General features: G+C 53.2%; 17 protein-coding genes and 2 pseudogenes. 7 read left to right on the forward strand and 12 right to left on the reverse strand.

The genetic code is table 11. The features are described from left to right. Nucleotides 1–407 precede the first annotated feature (407 nt). Nucleotides 408–1559, forward strand: a complete 1152-nt coding sequence (locus ACWIUF_RS05020; protein ID WP_448571165.1) for a pentapeptide repeat-containing protein — start codon at nucleotides 408–410, stop codon at nucleotides 1557–1559. A gap of 124 nt (nucleotides 1560–1683) precedes the next feature. Further along, entirely contained in the window at nucleotides 1684–3993 is a 2310-nt protein-coding gene (gene glgB, locus ACWIUF_RS05025; protein ID WP_448571166.1) for a 1,4-alpha-glucan branching enzyme, read from the forward strand. Nucleotides 3994–4031: 38 nt separating this feature from the next. Here glgB and fni read toward each other — a convergent pair whose 3' ends face one another. Then, nucleotides 4032–5087: a type 2 isopentenyl-diphosphate Delta-isomerase gene (fni, locus tag ACWIUF_RS05030; RefSeq protein WP_448571167.1), complete on the reverse strand. Its 1056-nt coding sequence runs from the start codon at nucleotides 5085–5087 to the stop codon at nucleotides 4032–4034. A 129-nt stretch (nucleotides 5088–5216) separates the two neighbouring features. Here fni and ACWIUF_RS05035 point away from each other — a divergent pair, with 129 nt between their 5' ends. Together ACWIUF_RS05035 and ACWIUF_RS05040 are read left to right on the forward strand one after the other, a co-directional pair. After that, complete coding sequence (locus ACWIUF_RS05035) at nucleotides 5217–6995, forward strand: DUF3352 domain-containing protein (RefSeq protein ID WP_448571168.1); 1779 nt, start codon at nucleotides 5217–5219, stop codon at nucleotides 6993–6995. A gap of 93 nt (nucleotides 6996–7088) precedes the next feature. Next, nucleotides 7089–7514, forward strand: coding sequence for an ExbD/TolR family protein (locus tag ACWIUF_RS05040; RefSeq protein WP_448571169.1), 426 nt, complete (start codon nucleotides 7089–7091; stop codon nucleotides 7512–7514). On the opposite strand, the gene ACWIUF_RS05045 is transcribed toward ACWIUF_RS05040, so the two are convergent. From ACWIUF_RS05045 to ACWIUF_RS05055, 3 genes are all read right to left on the reverse strand, one after another. After that, nucleotides 7429–7740: a DUF7662 domain-containing protein gene (locus ACWIUF_RS05045; RefSeq protein ID WP_448571181.1), complete on the reverse strand. Its 312-nt coding sequence runs from the start codon at nucleotides 7738–7740 to the stop codon at nucleotides 7429–7431. The two genes, ACWIUF_RS05040 and ACWIUF_RS05045, sit on opposite strands and share 86 nt — an antisense overlap. 572 nt (nucleotides 7741–8312) lie before the next feature. Next, on the reverse strand, nucleotides 8313–8462 hold the full coding sequence (locus ACWIUF_RS05050) for a hypothetical protein (RefSeq protein ID WP_448571182.1): 150 nt from the start codon (nucleotides 8460–8462) through the stop codon (nucleotides 8313–8315). Between the two features lie 82 nt (nucleotides 8463–8544). Beyond that, entirely contained in the window at nucleotides 8545–8778 is a 234-nt protein-coding gene (locus ACWIUF_RS05055) for a type II toxin-antitoxin system HicB family antitoxin (protein WP_448571170.1), read from the reverse strand. 242 nt (nucleotides 8779–9020) lie between these two features. Here ACWIUF_RS05055 and ACWIUF_RS05060 point away from each other — a divergent pair. Then, nucleotides 9021–9221: pseudogene (locus tag ACWIUF_RS05060) on the forward strand (IS4 family transposase); the annotation flags it as partial. 17 nt (nucleotides 9222–9238) lie between these two features. Here ACWIUF_RS05060 and ACWIUF_RS05065 read toward each other — a convergent pair. The 7 genes from ACWIUF_RS05065 to ACWIUF_RS05095 are packed head-to-tail and all read right to left on the reverse strand — an operon-like array spanning nucleotide 9239 to nucleotide 14550. Continuing rightward, on the reverse strand, nucleotides 9239–9934 hold the full coding sequence (locus ACWIUF_RS05065; RefSeq protein ID WP_448571171.1) for an ATP-dependent Clp protease adaptor ClpS: 696 nt from the start codon (nucleotides 9932–9934) through the stop codon (nucleotides 9239–9241). A gap of 30 nt (nucleotides 9935–9964) precedes the next feature. Further along, nucleotides 9965–10435 (reverse strand): DUF6882 domain-containing protein, encoded by a 471-nt coding sequence (locus ACWIUF_RS05070; protein ID WP_448571172.1) that lies wholly within the window; start codon nucleotides 10433–10435, stop codon nucleotides 9965–9967. Continuing rightward, complete coding sequence (locus ACWIUF_RS05075) at nucleotides 10432–11757, reverse strand: tetratricopeptide repeat protein (RefSeq protein WP_448571173.1); 1326 nt, start codon at nucleotides 11755–11757, stop codon at nucleotides 10432–10434. Before ACWIUF_RS05075 ends, ACWIUF_RS05070 begins: the two co-directional genes overlap by 4 nt. Then, nucleotides 11754–12134: a hypothetical protein gene (locus ACWIUF_RS05080; RefSeq protein WP_448571174.1), complete on the reverse strand. Its 381-nt coding sequence runs from the start codon at nucleotides 12132–12134 to the stop codon at nucleotides 11754–11756. The genes ACWIUF_RS05075 and ACWIUF_RS05080 overlap by 4 nt, the downstream gene beginning before the upstream one ends. A 24-nt stretch (nucleotides 12135–12158) precedes the next feature. Beyond that, a complete protein-coding gene (locus ACWIUF_RS05085) occupies nucleotides 12159–13073 on the reverse strand; it encodes a YwqG family protein (RefSeq protein WP_448571176.1) in 915 nt (304 codons plus the stop codon). Beyond that, complete coding sequence (locus ACWIUF_RS05090) at nucleotides 13054–13761, reverse strand: DUF6331 family protein (protein WP_448571177.1); 708 nt, start codon at nucleotides 13759–13761, stop codon at nucleotides 13054–13056. The genes ACWIUF_RS05085 and ACWIUF_RS05090 overlap by 20 nt, the downstream gene beginning before the upstream one ends. Before the next feature lie 15 nt (nucleotides 13762–13776). Continuing rightward, entirely contained in the window at nucleotides 13777–14550 is a 774-nt protein-coding gene (locus ACWIUF_RS05095) for a class I SAM-dependent methyltransferase (protein WP_448571178.1), read from the reverse strand. A gap of 270 nt (nucleotides 14551–14820) precedes the next feature. Here ACWIUF_RS05095 and ACWIUF_RS05100 point away from each other — a divergent pair, with 270 nt between their 5' ends. Together ACWIUF_RS05100 and ACWIUF_RS05105 are read left to right on the forward strand one after the other, a co-directional pair. Next, a complete protein-coding gene (locus ACWIUF_RS05100) occupies nucleotides 14821–15717 on the forward strand; it encodes a helix-turn-helix domain-containing protein (RefSeq protein ID WP_448571179.1) in 897 nt (298 codons plus the stop codon). Nucleotides 15718–16073: 356 nt separating this feature from the next. After that, a complete protein-coding gene (locus ACWIUF_RS05105) occupies nucleotides 16074–16214 on the forward strand; it encodes a hypothetical protein (RefSeq protein ID WP_448571180.1) in 141 nt (46 codons plus the stop codon). A 223-nt stretch (nucleotides 16215–16437) separates the two neighbouring features. On the opposite strand, the pseudogene ACWIUF_RS05110 reads toward ACWIUF_RS05105, so the two are convergent. Then, nucleotides 16438–17075, reverse strand: a pseudogene (locus tag ACWIUF_RS05110) (beta-glucosidase); the annotation flags it as partial.

The following is a 17075-nucleotide window of genomic DNA, read 5'->3' on the forward strand; positions in this document are numbered from 1 at the left end:
CGAGCCAGTGCCGAAGCAAGACTGATGGAGCTAGTACAGCGAACATAAAGTTTCGCAACGTTGGTAGTAACGACTTTAGTCGTTGCAGGCTAAAGCCAGCACTACGAACGTTGCAGAATTTACTTTTCGAGCTACTAGTAGTCTGTCAGTTCTAAAATGAGGGGGTGTAGGTTGGTGTCGAGTGGGCGAGACCCAGCACGTTTAATGGCTTTGTTGGGTCGCACTGCGTTTGATAAACCACTAGAGGCACAATCGCTAGAGCCAGTTGAGTTCCTGGCAGGAGCAGATGAGCCAACCCGGCGCGATCGTCGCACAATGCTTTCTCCTGCTGGGTCATGCGTATTTGTCGAGAAAATGTTCTAGAGTGAACTGTGTGTATTATGACCCGTTCACGGTTCGCTTCTGTAATGTCCCAACCTTCCCCAGTCGCCCCTCACATTGTGGTTAAGAATCGCTATCCCGATTACTTGACCGTGACCCTAGCGGCAGTTCCTTTAACAGGTACCCCTATCCCACAGTCCAGTGCTGATGCGGATCGTCTACCGCCTCTGGACCTACAACTCACCTTACAGTTTGGCCATCACTGGGAAGTCCAGGCCGAGCACCGGGCACAGTTTGGCTTGTCGGGTGGGGTGCTGACCTTGGGCATTGAACAGGGGCGTTTGCAGCCCTCCCTGGCCGTCGCTGCCGATCCAGAAATGCCCATCAGTGTGCGGCGGGTAAGCGAGGGTCCCCAAACCTATGAGTGGCAATTGGTGTCAACCGTAGACTTGACTGTCCTCAACGGGACGATCGCGGCCCTGTCATTGGGCCAACTTCACCCCGACTCAGCCGACTGTCGGGTCCTAATTAGCTTCACTGTGCTGCCATCAGATATTCACCTCACGGCTGCCGAAGGCTTGTGGCGGCATGATATTAGCCCCAACAAGCACGCAGTCCTCGAACGCAAACTAGTCTGGACCCTGGTAGAACCTCGGTTTCATCCCTACCTGAGTTGGGCACAGATTAGCTATATTGCCGAGCGGCTCCCAACCACGGCGCTGGTCCCCACCCCCACGGAGGTCAGCCTACAATCCATCCAGCCAGTCGTTGATAAGATTATGGCTGCTGCCAGTGATCGCTTTCCCGACCTAGTGGCTCTCGCAGAATTGGACCTTTTGCGGGATTTTGCCGGGGGGAACCTGCGAGGGACTAATCTCAATGGCCTCGATCTGAGTGGAGCCAAACTCGAACGGGCGAATTTGCGCGGTGCCGATCTCAGCGACGCCGATCTCAGTGATGCCATCCTACGGGATGCTAAGCTCAGTGGGGCCGACTTAAGTGGGGCCTACCTCAGTAATGCCGATTTGCGCCACAGCGATTTTTATCGGGCGAGTCTGGCCCTGGCCACCCTCAGCGGTGCCGATCTAGAGGGGGCTAATCTCCGAGAAGCCAACCTGAGTAGCACCCATCTCGGCCACGCCCAGGTCAAACAGGCCCGCTTCGGCAACAATCCTGGCCTTACCAGCGAGAGCGAACAATCCCTGCGATCGCGGGGAGCGATCTTCCCCGATCCCTAGCACCGTTTAGCCTGAGGCCATTTCTAGTCACCTGGTTCTTGTCTACCCTAATCCCATATTTGCGATCCAGCCCTCAAGCCTTAACCTGTCCACCCTGCCCACGCTTTTCAGGAACCTAGTAGCCATGACCCTCCCCACTGAACAGATTGATCGCCTGATCCGAAATCAGCACCAAGATCCCTTTGCTGTCCTCGGTCCCCATGCGGTTAATGTTCAGGGGCAGGAGGTCTGGGTCGTGCGGGCCTACTTGCCGAATGCGAGTGCGGCTTGGGTTGTACTGCCGGAGGAACGGCAGGAATTTGCCATGCAGTCGGTGCATGATCCCCACTTTTTTGAATGTGAATTGCCGATCGCGGAGTTAAAAAACTATCAACTGCGGGTACGAGAAAATGGCCATGATCGCTATCTGCACGATCCCTATGCCTTTCGATCGCCCCATCTTACGGATTTTGATCTGTACCTATTTGGCCAGGGCAATCACCATCGGATTTATGAAAAACTGGGTGCCCATCCGAGTACTATTAATGGGGTGAGTGGGGTGTACTTTGCCGTGTGGGCACCCAATGCGAAAAATGTTTCGGTCATTGGTGACTTTAATCAATGGGATGGCCGCAAGCACCAAATGCAGCGGCGAAATAATGGAATCTGGGAATTATTTATCCCCGAACTCCAACCAGGCGACACCTATAAATACGAAGTTAAAAATACCGAGGGGCACATTTATGAAAAATCTGACCCCTACGGTTTTCAGCAGGAAGTGCGTCCCAAAACCGCCTCGATCGTGGCCGATCTCGACAGCTATACCTGGCATGACCAGGACTGGCTCGAAAAACGGCGGCAGACGGATGCCCTCACCCAACCCATTTCTATTTATGAAGTCCATCTTGGTTCCTGGTTACACGCTTCATCGGCAGACCCCTATGTGTATCCAGATGGAACCATAGCGCCAGTTGTCCAGGTCGCGGATCTCAAACCCGGTGCCCGCTTTTTAACCTATCGGGAACTGGCGGAAAAACTGGTGCCCTATGTGGTCGAGCTAGGGTTTACCCATATCGAATTACTCCCGATCGCCGAGCATCCCTTTGATGGTTCCTGGGGTTACCAAGTAACGGGCTATTATGCCGTCACCTCTCGCTATGGAACGCCCCAGGATTTTATGTATTTTGTCGATCAGTGTCACCAGCACGGCATTGGCGTCATTATCGATTGGGTGCCAGGTCACTTTCCTAAGGATGGTCACGGCTTGGCCTATTTTGATGGAACCCACCTGTATGAACACGCCGATCCGCGTCTAGGGGAACATAAGGAATGGGGAACGCTGGTCTTTAATTACGGTCGCCATGAGGTGCGCAATTTCCTGGTGGCCAATGCCCTGTTTTGGTTTGATAAATACCACATTGATGGCATTCGAGTGGATGCCGTCGCTTCGATGCTTTATCTGGACTATAACCGGGAGGAAGGCGAATGGGTGGCCAACCAGTATGGCGGACGGGAAAACCTGGAGGCCACGGATTTTATTCGCCAGGTTAATCACCTGATTTTTAGCTACTATCCCGGCATCTTATCGATCGCGGAGGAATCTACCGCGTGGCCAATGGTATCCTGGCCAACCTATGTGGGCGGGTTGGGCTTTAACCTGAAGTGGGATATGGGCTGGATGCACGATATTCTGGACTATTTCATGATGGACCCCTGGTTTCGTCAATTCCACCAGAATAATGTCACGTTTAGTATGTGGTACCACCACCACGAAAACTATATGCTGGCTTTTTCCCATGATGAGGTCGTTCATGGCAAGAGCAATATGCTCGGCAAGATGCCAGGGGATGAGTGGCAAAAGTTCGCAAATCTGCGCTGTCTTTATGCCTATATGTTCCTCCATCCCGGCAAGAAAACCTTGTTTATGAGTATGGAGTTTGGCCAGTGGGGTGAATGGAATGTTTGGGGCGATTTGGAATGGCATTTGCTCCAATATGAACCCCATCAAAAACTGAAGGATTTTATGAGCGATTTAAACCGCCTCTACCGCAGTGAACCAGCCCTGTATGATCAGGACTCAGGACCAGGGGGATTTGAGTGGATTGACTGTAGTGACAATCGCCATAGTGTTGTGTCATTCCTACGCCGATCGCTGACAACGGGAGAATGTGTGATTGCTGTCTGTAATTTTACGCCCCAACCCCATTCCCACTATCGCATTGGAGTGCCTGATCCGGGGTTTTATACCGAGTTGCTGAATAGTGATGCCCGTAAATACGGCGGGAGTAATATGGGTAACTTGGGCGGTAAATGGACGGATGAGTGGACATTCCATAATCGCTCCTATTCCCTCGATCTGTGTCTACCCCCCCTGGCAACCATTATCCTTAAGCTGGATGCCCAACAAACCGCAGCAGCCTATGGCACGATCGCCCCAGCGGGGGAGCCAGCCTAAGCAGGGCTGGGGGTCTCCCTACTGACGACCTGATTTGCTCAGACGTGTTTGAGCAACGATCGCGATCGCTGCAAATCCCCTAGGGTTGCATTACCTGTACAAAACAGGGTCACTTGCAGTTCGGCAATCAGGGCCTCAGCCAGGAAGGCTAAGGCTTCCTCCGACTCACAGGCCGCCTGGAGAAAGGGACGGGCGAAACCCACCAAGTCGGCTCCCAGGGCGATCGCTTTGGCCGCCTCTAACCCATTGCGCAGCCCACCGGAGGCAATCAGGGGCACCGTAGGCAGGGTGGCTCGAATGGCAGTAATACACTCAGCCGTGGGGATACCCCAATCGCCAAAGGTATGGCCTAGGCGGCGTTGCAAGGGCGTCTTGGCCCGTTCCCGCTCCACCTTGGCCCAGGAAGTGCCCCCCGCCCCCGCCACATCGATCGCCTGGACGCCAGCCTCCCAAAGCCGTTGCGCCATTGGGGCTGAAATGCCATTCCCCACTTCCTTGGCAATCACGGGTACGGGGAGGTGTTCACACAGTTGGGCGATCTTAGCTAACAGATCCCGAAAATTCGTATCCCCCTGGGGCTGGATACATTCCTGCAACGGATTCAGGTGCAGGATCAGGGCGTCGGCCTCCAACCAATCCACCAGGCGGCAAGCTTCGGTGAGGCCATACCCATAGTTCAACTGCACCGCACCCAGATTTGCCAGTAACAGCACATCCGGGGCCAAGGCCCGGACCTGAAACGTAGGGGCCAGATCGGGGGTTTCCACCGCCACCCGTTGCGACCCTACCCCCATCGCCAAGCCATAGGTTTGGGCGATCGCGGCCAGTCGTTGGTTGATCACCTTGGCCTGCTCCGTTCCCCCCGTCATCGAAGAGATTAACAGGGGTGCGCCTAGGGCTTTTCCGAGAAATTGGGTCCGAATGTCCAGATCAGCCAGGTCTAACTCTGGCAGACAGCAGTGCTGAAAACGATAGTGCTCTAGGCCCGTTGTCACCTCTTGGCATTGCACATCCCCTTCTAGGCAAATGCGAATGTGATCAGCCTTACGGGTTTGGGTGGTGGCGGGGGGGGAAGCGGGCAGTTCAACGGTCATGGTTCAGCGTTACCTTTGGCAAATCCCTAGGGTGAGTCTGCCACCCTGGGTGGAATAATGGCACTAGTTCACGACAGATGTCTAGACGTTGAGCCTGCCCAGAAACGTCATTAATTGCCCTTAATTGCCATGAAACGTCGCTCGTTCTTCTTTGTCCTAGCCACGATCACCGCTGGGTTGCTCCTCCTGGGAGGGGGCGGGGCCTATGCCATCCTATCTGCGGGTCCCCTGGGTTTGGTCCGAGGGGGTGTCCGCAGCCAGCCCACCGCTGCTTGGCTCGTGGCGAAGCAAGCCCCCCTGATGATGTCCCTCCTGGTTAACCCCGATCGCTTGGCCGCAGCGGGTCAGGCCGCCGTGGCACCGGCCCAACGACGGCAGGTACGATCGGCGTTTGGGAAGTTGCAACAACGGCTCCTGGGGGGCAGTGGTCTGGATTGGGACTACCAACGGGATATTCAACCCTGGCTGGGGGAAGAAATCACGTTTGCGGTGATGACGCCGGATATTGACTATGATGCCAGTACGGGACTCCAACCTGGCTATTTAGCGACCCTTGCGACCCGGAATGCGGCGCAAAGTCGGACCTGGCTGCAACGATTTTGGCAACGACAGGCCGGGGCAGGCACCGAGTTGGTCTTTGAAGACTACAAGGGCGTAACGCTCATCTATGGGGATGTGACCGGCCCCCCCCCCAGCCCCGACGATCGTGCTCAGAACACGCCCTTCGATCGCGATTTCATGCAGACCCTAGCCACCGCCGTGGTGGGCGATCGGTGGGTGCTTCTGGCCAATAGCCCCAAGGTATTGCGCGATGCCATCAATAACCTGCAAGCCCCCGACCTCAATTTGGCCCGTACCCCCACCTATCAACAGGCCCTCGAACACCTGGCCTATCCCCGAATTGGGCTGGCCTATGTGAACTTCGGACAACTGCAAGCCTGGCAGCAGGCGATCGGGCGTCCTAATTCCCAAGTGCCGACGGCAGCGGCGGGTCCCCGTTACGGAGCAGTGGCATTCAACCTGGGATTGACCCGCCAGGGCGTCCGGATCGATACGGCCCTCCTGCCAGCGGTGGGCCAAACCCTCCCCAGTAAACCGGCGGCCCTCATGGCGCCAGTGGCCGCCCTCCAGTATGTGCCCGCGTCGAGTGCATTGGTCATGGCCGGGACCGATCTCCGGCAATTCTGGCAGCAACTTCAAGCCGATCTCCAGGGCTATCCCCCAGTGGAACAGGCGGTGACCCAACTGGTCCAGAATCTACGCCAGCGGCGGGGGCTAGATTTACCCGCCGATATCTTTAGTTGGGTGCAGGGGGACTACGCGATCGGCCTCTTGCCGAAAGCCCTATCAACCCGTGCGGAAGGAATGGCCCCGCCCGACTGGCTGTTCATTGCCCAACGCTCGGCCCCCATCGAAACGGCGATCGCCCACCTGGATGCAGTAGCCCAAGATCAGGGGTTTAGCACCGGCCCCTTTCCCCTGGGGGACCGTCAGGTGTATGCCTGGACGCGCCTGACGACGACAACCCAGCAGCGTTCTGCCCGTCGCGATGAGGAGAAACCAGCGATTCAGGCCGATGTCTTGGGGGTTCACACAACGGTGGGCGAGTATGAGGTATTTGCCACGTCCCTAGAGGCGATGAGTGCAGCCCTCGCCACTGCGTCTATGCCTACCGATCGCCAGTCCCCCCTGGCAACAGCGATCGCCCAACTATCTACCCCCAATGACGGCCTGGTTTATCTCAATTGGCAACAGGGACGGACGGCGATCATCCAAAAGCTCCCCATTTTTCGGCTCTTAGAGTTTGCGGGTAAACCCGTGTTTGATCACCTGGAAACCCTGGTATTTACAAGCTACGGCAGTGATGCAGGCATTAAGGAGGGGACGGCCTTCTTGAAATTACACTAGTGCAGCGCATAATTTAATGATGCAACGTTTGTCGTTGCGGCTTTAGCCGGCAACGCCTCAAGTCATTCTGAAATCCAGATAGGTGTCAGGCCGATGCGGTTTAAATCCTCCTCCCCCAATGCCCTACCCCAAGTCAACCTAGTGCCCATGCTGGATGTCCTGATGACAGTGCTGACTTTTTTTATCATCATTGCCATGACCCTGACGGGGCAGCAAATGATCAATGTCAAGCTACCGACCAACGATCGCGATCGGCCACTTCCAGCCGCGCCAACGGCTCCGTCTGTTGAACCATTGGTCGTCGGGTTGGATGCTGACGGACAGGTAATTCTAAACAATCAGAAGATCAGTAATCAGGACTTAGCAGAACACATGCGGGCCTATCTGGCGGCCAATCCCCAGGGACTCGTGGTCCTGCGGGCTGATCGCGATCTCACCTATGCCCAGGTAGCGGCCCTACTGAGGATGATGCGGGCGATCGGGGGCGATCGGGTTTCCCTGGCTTTTGAGCGTTCCTAAGACCTTTATGAGCCGATCGCACGAGAGTCAGTGCTGTTACCCGTGCGATCGCTTGCAGGGCACTAGGGCTATCTCGATTGCTCCACCAGTTTTTCTTCTTCCGTGCGGATTCCGGCAGTGAACAACCCATTAAGGTTTCGATTTCGGCGAAGGTCAGCGTCACGACCGCTTGATTGCAGTGCTGCAAGTGTTCAAAGAGTGGACAGGTAAAAGATGGGCGACGTATTACTAACCAAAATCATCGCCAATCGTTTGCCTCCAAGGTTCTGACACATCAATCGCACCGAACACATGATTGACATCAACGGTAATCGTTGTGAATTCTGTTGTTAGATCTTCAATCACTCTTCTGGCATCGGCTTGCGAGCCATACTCTTCCGTACTAAGACATAGTAAAGCTCTCCTAAAATTTGGGTGCTGATGAGAATTGAGTTGAAATTTGTCAGAATCAGATCTCTAGTTTTTGTGAGTTTCTCATCAGGTTTCATGGAGTGATAATAGACCCAAAGATTAGAATCAATGAAAACATTTGCGGTCATAGAGTTCTTCTCTATTGAATTTATAACCTTGAGGTAACTTGATTGAGTAAGTCTTTAGCTTTTCAAGGAACTTTTGTTTACGCTCCTCTAAATTGGCCTCGGTTGAGGTGGAAGCAACAGGTTCCTAGACCAGAATCAGGGTAAGTTTTTGACCTTCTAAAGCTCCATCAAGTTTTTCGTCAAGAATTAAATTGCCGTTGTGGTAGGTTGCGTGTAGGACTTTGCTAATTTATTCTCCTAATTTGTTGATAAAGTTTTGCTACTGATAAAAATATGGGAAGAGTTCTGTTTCTGAAATGTAGCGGCAAGCCTGCCTGTAAATTGCTCGACAAGTTCCTGTATCTAGCTGGCGATGATTAGGAATGGTGAGCGTTTCTTTGTCTGTCTCACTGACTCGACGTAGTTTGATATGGCTCCCTCATTGACTGTAAACCTGAAAGCCAAATTGCTCCAGAATGTCAACAATTTCAGTACCTGAAAGGCGTTTAAGATTAGGCATAGCTGGGTTGTAACTCAAAGGTCACTAAAACTGAAGGATGGGCGACTAACCCAAACTCTGCCGGATCTTCACCCTCTAGATGGAGCGCAATGGCTTCTTGCAGGTTTTTAACCACCTCGTCCAGGGTTTCGCCTTGTGTTACGACTGAGATTTCTAAACATTCTGCGACATAGCCGCTTTGTTCTCCCGGACGAATGAAGGACTTAATTGTTTGTTGCAATTGCATGGTCATAACTCTCACAAAATATAGATGTTTACTCCACTGTCTCCTCACCCAAAATCATCTGTTCTACTCGCGCTTTTGCAGCGGCAACAACGGCTTCAGCCTCATTTCGCAACCGTTTTGCTTCGCTACAACGTTTTTTCACCTCGTTACCCAGAAATGTTGAATGACAGCAAATTTCCTAAAAAAAACAACCTCTAATCGTGTAAACTAGAGGCTATAAAAACTATAATACTATCAGCATTATGATATCAAACTTTCCTGAGATTGTCAAAAAGCATCTGAGTCACCTCGCCACGGATGACTATCCCGTCCTCAACAGTTTGCTATTTGTTTCGATTTGGCTCTCCTTTGTTCTGATTCAGAGTCAAACCAGCATGAGGAGCCTCTTCAAGCGCTTAAATATGCGTGGGGTCAAGGTCAACTTTAGGAAGGCAAATCTTAAGATTCAACACTTTTGCATTCAAACTGATATCCACTCACTTTCAACTGTGAATCGTAGGGGGTATCTTTTTGCTTGACTGCGCTGATGGGCGATCGCGACTTTCTCCTGCGCGTTCTCAACGGGTAGGGCAATCACAAAACTTCGTCCGAGTTGATGGGTATGAATCATGCATTGAATCGCCAGATCCTTTGGCAACTCAAACACCTGCTCCAGCACTTCCACCACAAATTCCATCATCGTTGCATTGTCGTTATGCAGATAAACCGGGAGTACCGGGGGATGCGCCCAGGGCCATTCCGGGATGGCTTGGGCTGCTTCTACTGATAGGCATGGAGAAGTGACCAACCGGAGGTTTCGCACAGGTTGCACAGGCTTTTGGGACAGGTTGTTATGCCCACAGCGGGTACAAACCCAGGAGCGCTTTGGCTTTCGGTGTCTGAGCAGTGGGGTGATGAAAGAGCGGCGAGGGGTAAGGCTTTCGTAGAGGTTACGTCCGCCGCAGCGCGGGCAGGCATCGGGAAAAATTTCCAGGTATTCCGCCAGGGTTTGGGGACCGCCTTGAGCCAGAATGCGCTGGGCGCGATCGCGTCGCTGCCTCCAAGTCTGTTTGGATTGAGCCAACGGGTCAGGTTCCGAATGATCCCATTCAAACTTGATGGCATTCACCAGATAAATCAGCAGCAATAGCCCCATGAACCCCATAAACCAGATCATCAATTCTCGCTCCTCTGTGGGTTAGCCTGATCAACGTCCTGGACTGAGGGTGGTTTTGCCAAAGGTCATGAACACCAAGGTGGTGCCCGCAGGGCCACGATAGGCTCCCTCGGCGTGGCAGAGGCAGCAGGCAAGGGCGGTGAGTTCCCAGGCTTCCTGTTCCGAACAGTGCAGTTTGCGGGTGGTGAGTCGTTCTACGCCTTGGGCTTCCCCATAGGTCCGCAGGGTGCGGGCGTGGTGCTGGAGAGCGGGTGCCACAGAGGGATGATCCCAGCCCCAAAGCCAGGTGCCATCCAGGGTGTTGTAGGTGCCGATGATTTGCACCGGGGCGGTAATGATCTGTCCCTTGGGGTTGGTGAACAGGATGGTGCCCTGGGCTTGATCGACCTCCCAACGGCACTGCCCCAGCAGCCAGAGGTTGTCTTGGGCTTGAGTTTTGAAGCGTAGTTCGGCCACACTGCGGGCGAGCAGCGTGGGGTAGTCTGGTGGTTCAGGTTTCATGAATTGTCCTCTCTTTGTTGGAGTCTTTGCCGCAGTTCAGCTTGTTTATCCAGTACCCAGAGAGCCGCTTGGGGAGGTTGGGTGCGACTGTAAATGTCGAGCAGGTTGTTGTAGCTGCTTAAGGCTGCTGCGTATCGTCCTAGCTGCTCCAGCAGTAGGGCTTGATTCTGCCAGCAGCGATCGTTGTCAGGGTCGATCGCCAATGCTCCTGCATAGCTGATCACTGCTTCTTCTAGCCGTTGCAGCTTGGTGAGCAGTAAGGCCCGGTTATACCAGCAGCCCACATCACTGGGGTCAATGGCTAAAGAATGGTCGAAACTGGCCAGTGCTGCTTCTGCTTGATCGGCGTGGGTGCTGAGCAACATGGCGCGTTTGTACCAAAGCTGGGCATTGTCTGGATAGCGTGCTAATGCCCGATCGTAGTTTTCCAAGAGCAGCGTAAAAATTTCCGACTGGGGATAATTCAATTTCCCCAAGGCTTCATTCACGGCTAAATCATGCCAATCGGGATTTAGCTCGAAGGCGGTTTGATAGGCGGCTAGTGCTTCTTGATAACGCTCAGCCTGCATGAAAACATCACCCTTGCGTCTCCAGATCCAATCTGGCGTTTCACCATATGGATTCGGGTGATTATTGCCTTCAGCCAATTCGCTCAATTGCTGATCATAGGCATCCAGAAGTTCCTGTTCTCGGCCTAGAAGGGCATAGGCTTTGCAGCGATTTTCCTGGGCTGTTGCCTCTAGGAAATAAGCCTGGTTGTAGGTATCAATAGCCTCTGCATAACGCCCCAGACTGAACAGAATATTCCCCTTGTCTCCGTAATATGTCCCTAATGTTTGGTCGTTCTCTGGATCATCTTCTGCCTCTAAAAGGGCGATCGCTTGGTCGTAGCTGGCGATCGCGTCGTCTGATCGTCCTAGATGGGCTAACAGGCTACCCCGGTTCGCCCAGAGATCACTGTAATCTAACACATCAACATCCGGCAGATCCGCAAACCCCGCCAGTGCTCGTTCGTAGCTTGCAATGGCTTCTGTAAACTGCTGGAGGTCATGCAGTGCTGCTGCGCGGCAGGCCCAAGCATGGCTGTGGTCTGGATCAAGCGCGAGGATGCGATCGCAGGCATTGAGGGCTGCGGCATAGTCGCCCGTTTCCCGCTGCTGTTTGGCTAGCTCATACCAGGCATCGAGGTGTTTAGGATCTAGTTCAACAGCTTGCCGCAACAGGGCGATCGCGGTCTGACAGGTAGCCCCATTTTCTAATGCCGCTAACCCAGCCTGATAATAGTCTTCGGCACTTGAGTACTGTGGCAACCCATTACTCATACCGTTTGCACCTCCTCCTGTTGGGAAAGGAGATGCACCACTCCTGCCGGATCTGAGATCCAGTGGCCACGAAAGTCGCCCAAGGGTTCCAATTCATCGCGAATCGGGGTTTGGGCCGCTGTCAGATGGGCTACTGCTCCCTCTATGTCGTTGGTGGATAGCTCCAACCACACATCCGTCTGGCTGGAGTGGGGCACTTCATCGAGCCACAGTCGCATCGTGCCAAACTGGAACACATGGGAGGTGTCCCGTTGTCCTAGGTGAGGTAATCGCAATGTATCTCGATAAAAAACAACTGTTTTTGCAAACCGAAATCGAGGAATTTTTAGGGCAATATTGCTGCCCCCTGAAAATGTGGGTTTAGGATTTGGCTTCATTCTGATCTCCTGAAATTGAGTTAACTAGCGATCGCTATAAAACAAAACATTGGAGAAATTTTGACCTTGTAAGTCAGAGGGTTGAATCAAAAAATAAAAGATTGCATCATGCAACTCTACCCCCGGCTGCCCCACCATGCGAAACAGCAATTTGTAGGGCGGAAAGTTTTCACCAAACGCTAGAGGAAACAATTGCGCACGGGGATCAGCTTGACTAAAGGCAGGGTAGCCACCTAAGCGGTGTCCATCACCATAGAGAAGGTATAGTGCTTCTTCTAACAAAGGATTATCGCTGGCGCGATCGCGGAGTTCTCCCAGGGCGTAGTCATAGTTTTCAGCAAAAAATTCGCTTGTTTTTAAGGCTTCAACCCAGGTGGTTAGCCCCCCTGCATCCATCGGGGCAAGTTTGATTTGAAATCGCAAACTGAGTCGTTCGGGGACGATGGGATGCTCAAAGGGGGGGAGAAAACTAAAGTCGGTGATGAGATCTGCAACGGCAAGGAGCGGGTCTGGGAAAAAGAGAACTTTTGCCCCTGCTAATTCCATCAATTCTGGATAGGACATCGAGGCTCGTGCTTCGGTGGCAAACCAAGTATGATTCCATTCCCAGGTAGGTTTATCCACGCTATAAAACTGCAAAATACCTGTTGTGGGAAACCCGTCTAGGGGAGGAACTTCAGCAAAGTTAAACTGGGCGAGCAAGGGGGCTGGTTTGTCGTCAATCTGAGGATAATCCATGCCCACCGGAAGATAGGGCGTTCCTCCGAAATGGCTGTCCCAGGGTAGGGGGGAGTTGTCTTGAGAATGTGTGGTTTCGATGGCAATAAAGGGTCGAATGGTCGATTCGATCGCTGTGATTTCTGCGTCTGAAATTTCTTCTCGTAAAATCTGGCGAAGTACTCCACCGCAACCTAAGTTTTCAAGTCGATAATTTGTCATTTTTCCAACTCTGAACGTGTTGTTTAGCTGCGATCGCTTGACCTATTTTGAGAAGGTTGCCATCTGGATCAACGATGTGAAATTCCCGCATTCCCCAGGGTTTGTCTTCTAAGGAGCTAATGCGAGGAATCCCTGCGGTGGGTAGATCCAATGTTTGGAATTCCTGGAATAATTCATCGATATGCATAACTCGTAAATAGCAGGCTAGATAGGATTCGGAGGGCACAATCTCTGGGAAAAAAGTAAGGTGAATTTCCAGAGAACCTCGGTAGAGAATGGCATAATCCGCGTTGGGATTGCTCGAATCATGACGCTCAAATCCAAGGTTTTGATAGAAGTCAACACTTTTAGCAATATCCCGTGAAACTAAGATGGGAATGGCTTGTTCAGGTACCATCACTAAGGCTCTCCACTGATTGAGTAAGGTTTTCCAGGCGGTGTAGTCACCCCAAAAGTTGAGTTGGTCAGAGGAATAGGTGCAGGTTGCATCAGTAATGGAACGGGTGAGCTTCCACCACTGATCACGCAACTGACGGAGGGTTTGAGCATCTGTTGCCGCGATCCAGTTCTGAACATATTCAGGACTAAAATCAAAGGCATCCAAACCGCAGCAGGCGGCGACGCAGTGAACTTCGCAGCAGCGCAGCAGTGACCAGAGGGGTTCAGGAATGGTGATTTCTTGCGCCATCGGCCTGTCCTAACATCAGTTCCTTTGAGCCAAATAGAGGTGGGTGGTGTAGAGCAGGCGCACCTGCCCTTGGGGGTTGGCATGGCGATCGCACAATTCTGCAAGCCTTGTTTCCAGTTGCTCTAGCGCCACCCCTGACTGCGGCGTAAACCCCTGACTCCGGGCTAACCCCATTAATCCCTCTAGATCTAAAAACTGCTCAAAGGTGAAGGTGTACCGTCGCAAGTTTTCAAAATAAGGGAGGTAAATGCCAAACCAAAAAAGCTGGTAACGGAGGGCGTTAATTACCCCCTTGAGGGAGGGCGTTTCTATCGGTTTCAGATATTGATCCGCTGGTTGGGATGCCTGGTACAGATATTTTGTGTAGGTTCGGGAAACGGTATCGCGCTGATCCCAGAAGTTCCAGACGAGGGCTAAGCGACCCTTGGGTTTGAGGATGCGGTGGCATTCCTTTAGGCTCTGGGCAACGTCAAACCAGTGAAACGCTTGGAAGGCAGTGACTAAATCTACCGATGCGGTTTCCAGCGGCACCTGCTCAGCCGTCCCTTCTACGAAGTTCACACCGTCATAGGGCACCGCGCCATGCCGCATCTCAGCCCCTGGCTCTACGGCAATGACTTGCACCCCGCAGTCTGCCAGTTGGCGGGAGCCAATGCCCGTTCCGGCACCGATGTCGGCAGCAGTGATGGGCTTGGCGGTCAGACCGGATAGAATTTGGGCGATCGCGGCCTGCGGATACCGAGCACGATAGCGGTCATACCCCTGGTAAAACGGAAACGCTTCAGCCATAGCACCTCAATGACACCACTCGCCAGTCGATAGGCCTTTGCCTCCTGACAAAGCTCCTTACCGATGGAGCGAGATGCAGCGAGAAACTGCGATCAACGTCCAAGAACCTCTCTACCCTAGCGACTTCCCATCGCGTTGTCTTGCCTACCCTTGCTCAAACTTGCCTGCGGTTGCCTTTTGCTCGGTCGATCGGGTCAATCTGGCCAGTTCCAACGGGCCATGCAAAATAGATTATTTTAGAAAATCATTGCCACCCTTGCCGCCGCCACCGTGCCGAAGTCCCCTGCCTTGCTCGATTATCATCAAGGGCTTGAGTACGACAAGCTATTACCCTCCCCGCCGCTGCTCCTGAGCCAAGGGCACTGGCAGGGCTTAGTGTTGGAACACCATGACACGCCGCCTTGGGAGATCCCTGAAGCGTGCGTCTCCCACCACCACATCGGTGTGCTGCTTGGCCCCTGGCACGGGGAACGATGGATCGACGGTCGTCACCGTTCGGAAATGGCTCCTAGGGGCAGTCTCTCCATCATCCCGGCTGGCCTACCCTTTGCCTCACGCTGGCAAAATCGATCGCAGGCGATTGTGCTGGCGATCGCGCCTGCTTTACTGGAAAGGGCCGCCCATGAAGCGGTGGCGTGCGATCGCCTCGAACTCAACTTTTGTTGGTCGCATGATGGTGATGCCTTCATCAGCCAGATCCTGCACTTACTCAAAGCCGATACCGAGTCCGGCCACCCGCTTGGCCCCATCTATGGCGATTCTCTGGGGATCGCTCTGGTCGCCCATCTCCTCAGGCAGTACTCAACACGGTCCTTCACCTGGCCAGCCTATACCGGCGGGATGCCCCGATACAGGCTGCTGCCAGTCCTGGAATACATCGACGCACATCTCCAACACCCCCTCAGCCTCCAAGAACTGGCCACTGTTGCCAATATGAGTCCGTACTACTTCTGCCGTATGTTTCGACAAACAATGGGAATTGCGCCATTTCAGTATGTGCGCCAACAGCGCATTGAAAAAGCTAAAAAATTGCTGGAGAACCCCCACCTGAGCATTTTAGAGGTGGGCTTGCAGTGCGGATTTACCAACCCCAGCCACTTTACCCGACAATTTCACCAGACCGTTGGCGTCACACCAAAAGCTTACCGCAACACTTTTTTGCCCTAGTAAACCTCCTCATCAAAATTTGACTGTATATTTGTGTGCGATTTGGGCATCACTGATCCTGTCCACTCAATGTTTAGGCGATCGCAACCTCCTTGATAACTCACACCTGACGGCATACAGCAGCCCTAAAATATTCGTAAGATATAGCCTTTTCTAGGCTAATAAGTACAATATCCGCAAAGGAAACCACCTTAGGGTACAGCATCAATGAAAGCTCATTCGCCTGAATTTCGCTAAAAGATTATTGATGTCTATGAATCGGACCGATCTCGCAACGACAGTTAGCAACTCGCTTTATGGTCACGAAAAGCTTTGTTCAGAAGCTCCTCAAACAGTATCGAACCACTGGCTAAATCATGCCCAAGGTACGGATACAGCAAACCCCGACCAAACTCAACAGTGAACAAATGGCGGTTCTGGCACGCTTGGTGGCAGAGCATAATGATGCTACCTTGGCAGAACTATCTCAGCTATTAGCTGATGAAACTGGCGTGTAGGTCAGCGCTTCAAGCTAGGTTATATCCAGAGCGAGCCGAGGCACTGGAGACGGCTTTTAAGCAGGTTTCATCAGAAGACATTGAGAACTGGTATACGCATTGCTGGTGCTGTACCTCAGTAGAGTGAAAAAGGCTGTAAGGTACCCTCGATTAATGAAGGTGGGTGGTGGACCTGCCTGTCCCAACTGCCCTACGGGATACGACTACCCCAGTGGATGCAAGTTTATGCCGTTGTGACCAAGGCTGACAGGGCGATCGCTTGGGCAGCGGGCATTTGACCATAGCTAAACACACAGGGAACCGCTGGCGACACCACGGGCAGTAATTGGTCCATCACATAGGGACTCCCATAGATCACCAGCCCCCGTAGGTGTTGACGATCGCTGAGGGCCTGAAGCCAGGGTTGGATCGTCGGCAGCAGCATGGCACTGCCCCGGAACGGGTTACCCCGCACAAATAACTGCACCAAGGTGGGAAGGGGGTCCAGGCTGGCAAAGTTGGGGTCCCCCAGGCTTTGATCCACCAGATGTAGCCGATCGTAGCCCCACTGACTGGGTAGGGTAAGGGCTGGGGTGTGGCGATCGAGGAAAGGACAATTCAACGCGCGATCGACCACAATCAGATTGCGCCACGACTGAGGTGTCTCCGCCCGGAGCAAAGGTTGATTGACCCGCACCCGGTTAGATGCTGTGAGGATTTGTTCCACTAAACGGAGGCTAGCAGGTTGGGCTAGGGCACGGGTGAAATCCCCCCCCAGTCCTGTCTGGGCCGCCATGACCTTTTGCTTCGCCCGCCAAATCCGTTCCACCGAGGCCAGAATGCGATCGCGGCTAATACGCCCCGCCGCCACCGCTGCCCCAA

It is taken from the genome of Trichothermofontia sp. (assembly GCF_053493415.1).

What these genes read in the sequence shown, in the direction of transcription:
- ACWIUF_RS05020 (WP_448571165.1), top strand. Translation starts at nt 408, where the DNA reads ATGTCCCAACCTTCCCCAGTCGCCCCTCACATTGTGGTTAAGAATCGC.
- glgB (WP_448571166.1), top strand. Translation starts at nt 1,684, where the DNA reads ATGACCCTCCCCACTGAACAGATTGATCGCCTGATCCGAAATCAGCAC.
- fni (WP_448571167.1), bottom strand. Translation starts at nt 5,087, where the DNA reads ATGACCGTTGAACTGCCCGCTTCCCCCCCCGCCACCACCCAAACCCGT.
- ACWIUF_RS05035 (WP_448571168.1), top strand. Translation starts at nt 5,217, where the DNA reads ATGAAACGTCGCTCGTTCTTCTTTGTCCTAGCCACGATCACCGCTGGG.
- ACWIUF_RS05040 (WP_448571169.1), top strand. Translation starts at nt 7,089, where the DNA reads ATGCGGTTTAAATCCTCCTCCCCCAATGCCCTACCCCAAGTCAACCTA.
- ACWIUF_RS05055 (WP_448571170.1), bottom strand. Translation starts at nt 8,778, where the DNA reads ATGCAATTGCAACAAACAATTAAGTCCTTCATTCGTCCGGGAGAACAA.
- ACWIUF_RS05065 (WP_448571171.1), bottom strand. Translation starts at nt 9,934, where the DNA reads ATGATCTGGTTTATGGGGTTCATGGGGCTATTGCTGCTGATTTATCTG.
- ACWIUF_RS05070 (WP_448571172.1), bottom strand. Translation starts at nt 10,435, where the DNA reads ATGAAACCTGAACCACCAGACTACCCCACGCTGCTCGCCCGCAGTGTG.
- ACWIUF_RS05075 (WP_448571173.1), bottom strand. Translation starts at nt 11,757, where the DNA reads ATGAGTAATGGGTTGCCACAGTACTCAAGTGCCGAAGACTATTATCAG.
- ACWIUF_RS05080 (WP_448571174.1), bottom strand. Translation starts at nt 12,134, where the DNA reads ATGAAGCCAAATCCTAAACCCACATTTTCAGGGGGCAGCAATATTGCC.
- ACWIUF_RS05085 (WP_448571176.1), bottom strand. Translation starts at nt 13,073, where the DNA reads ATGACAAATTATCGACTTGAAAACTTAGGTTGCGGTGGAGTACTTCGC.
- ACWIUF_RS05090 (WP_448571177.1), bottom strand. Translation starts at nt 13,761, where the DNA reads ATGGCGCAAGAAATCACCATTCCTGAACCCCTCTGGTCACTGCTGCGC.
- ACWIUF_RS05095 (WP_448571178.1), bottom strand. Translation starts at nt 14,550, where the DNA reads ATGGCTGAAGCGTTTCCGTTTTACCAGGGGTATGACCGCTATCGTGCT.
- ACWIUF_RS05105 (WP_448571180.1), top strand. Translation starts at nt 16,074, where the DNA reads ATGCCCAAGGTACGGATACAGCAAACCCCGACCAAACTCAACAGTGAA.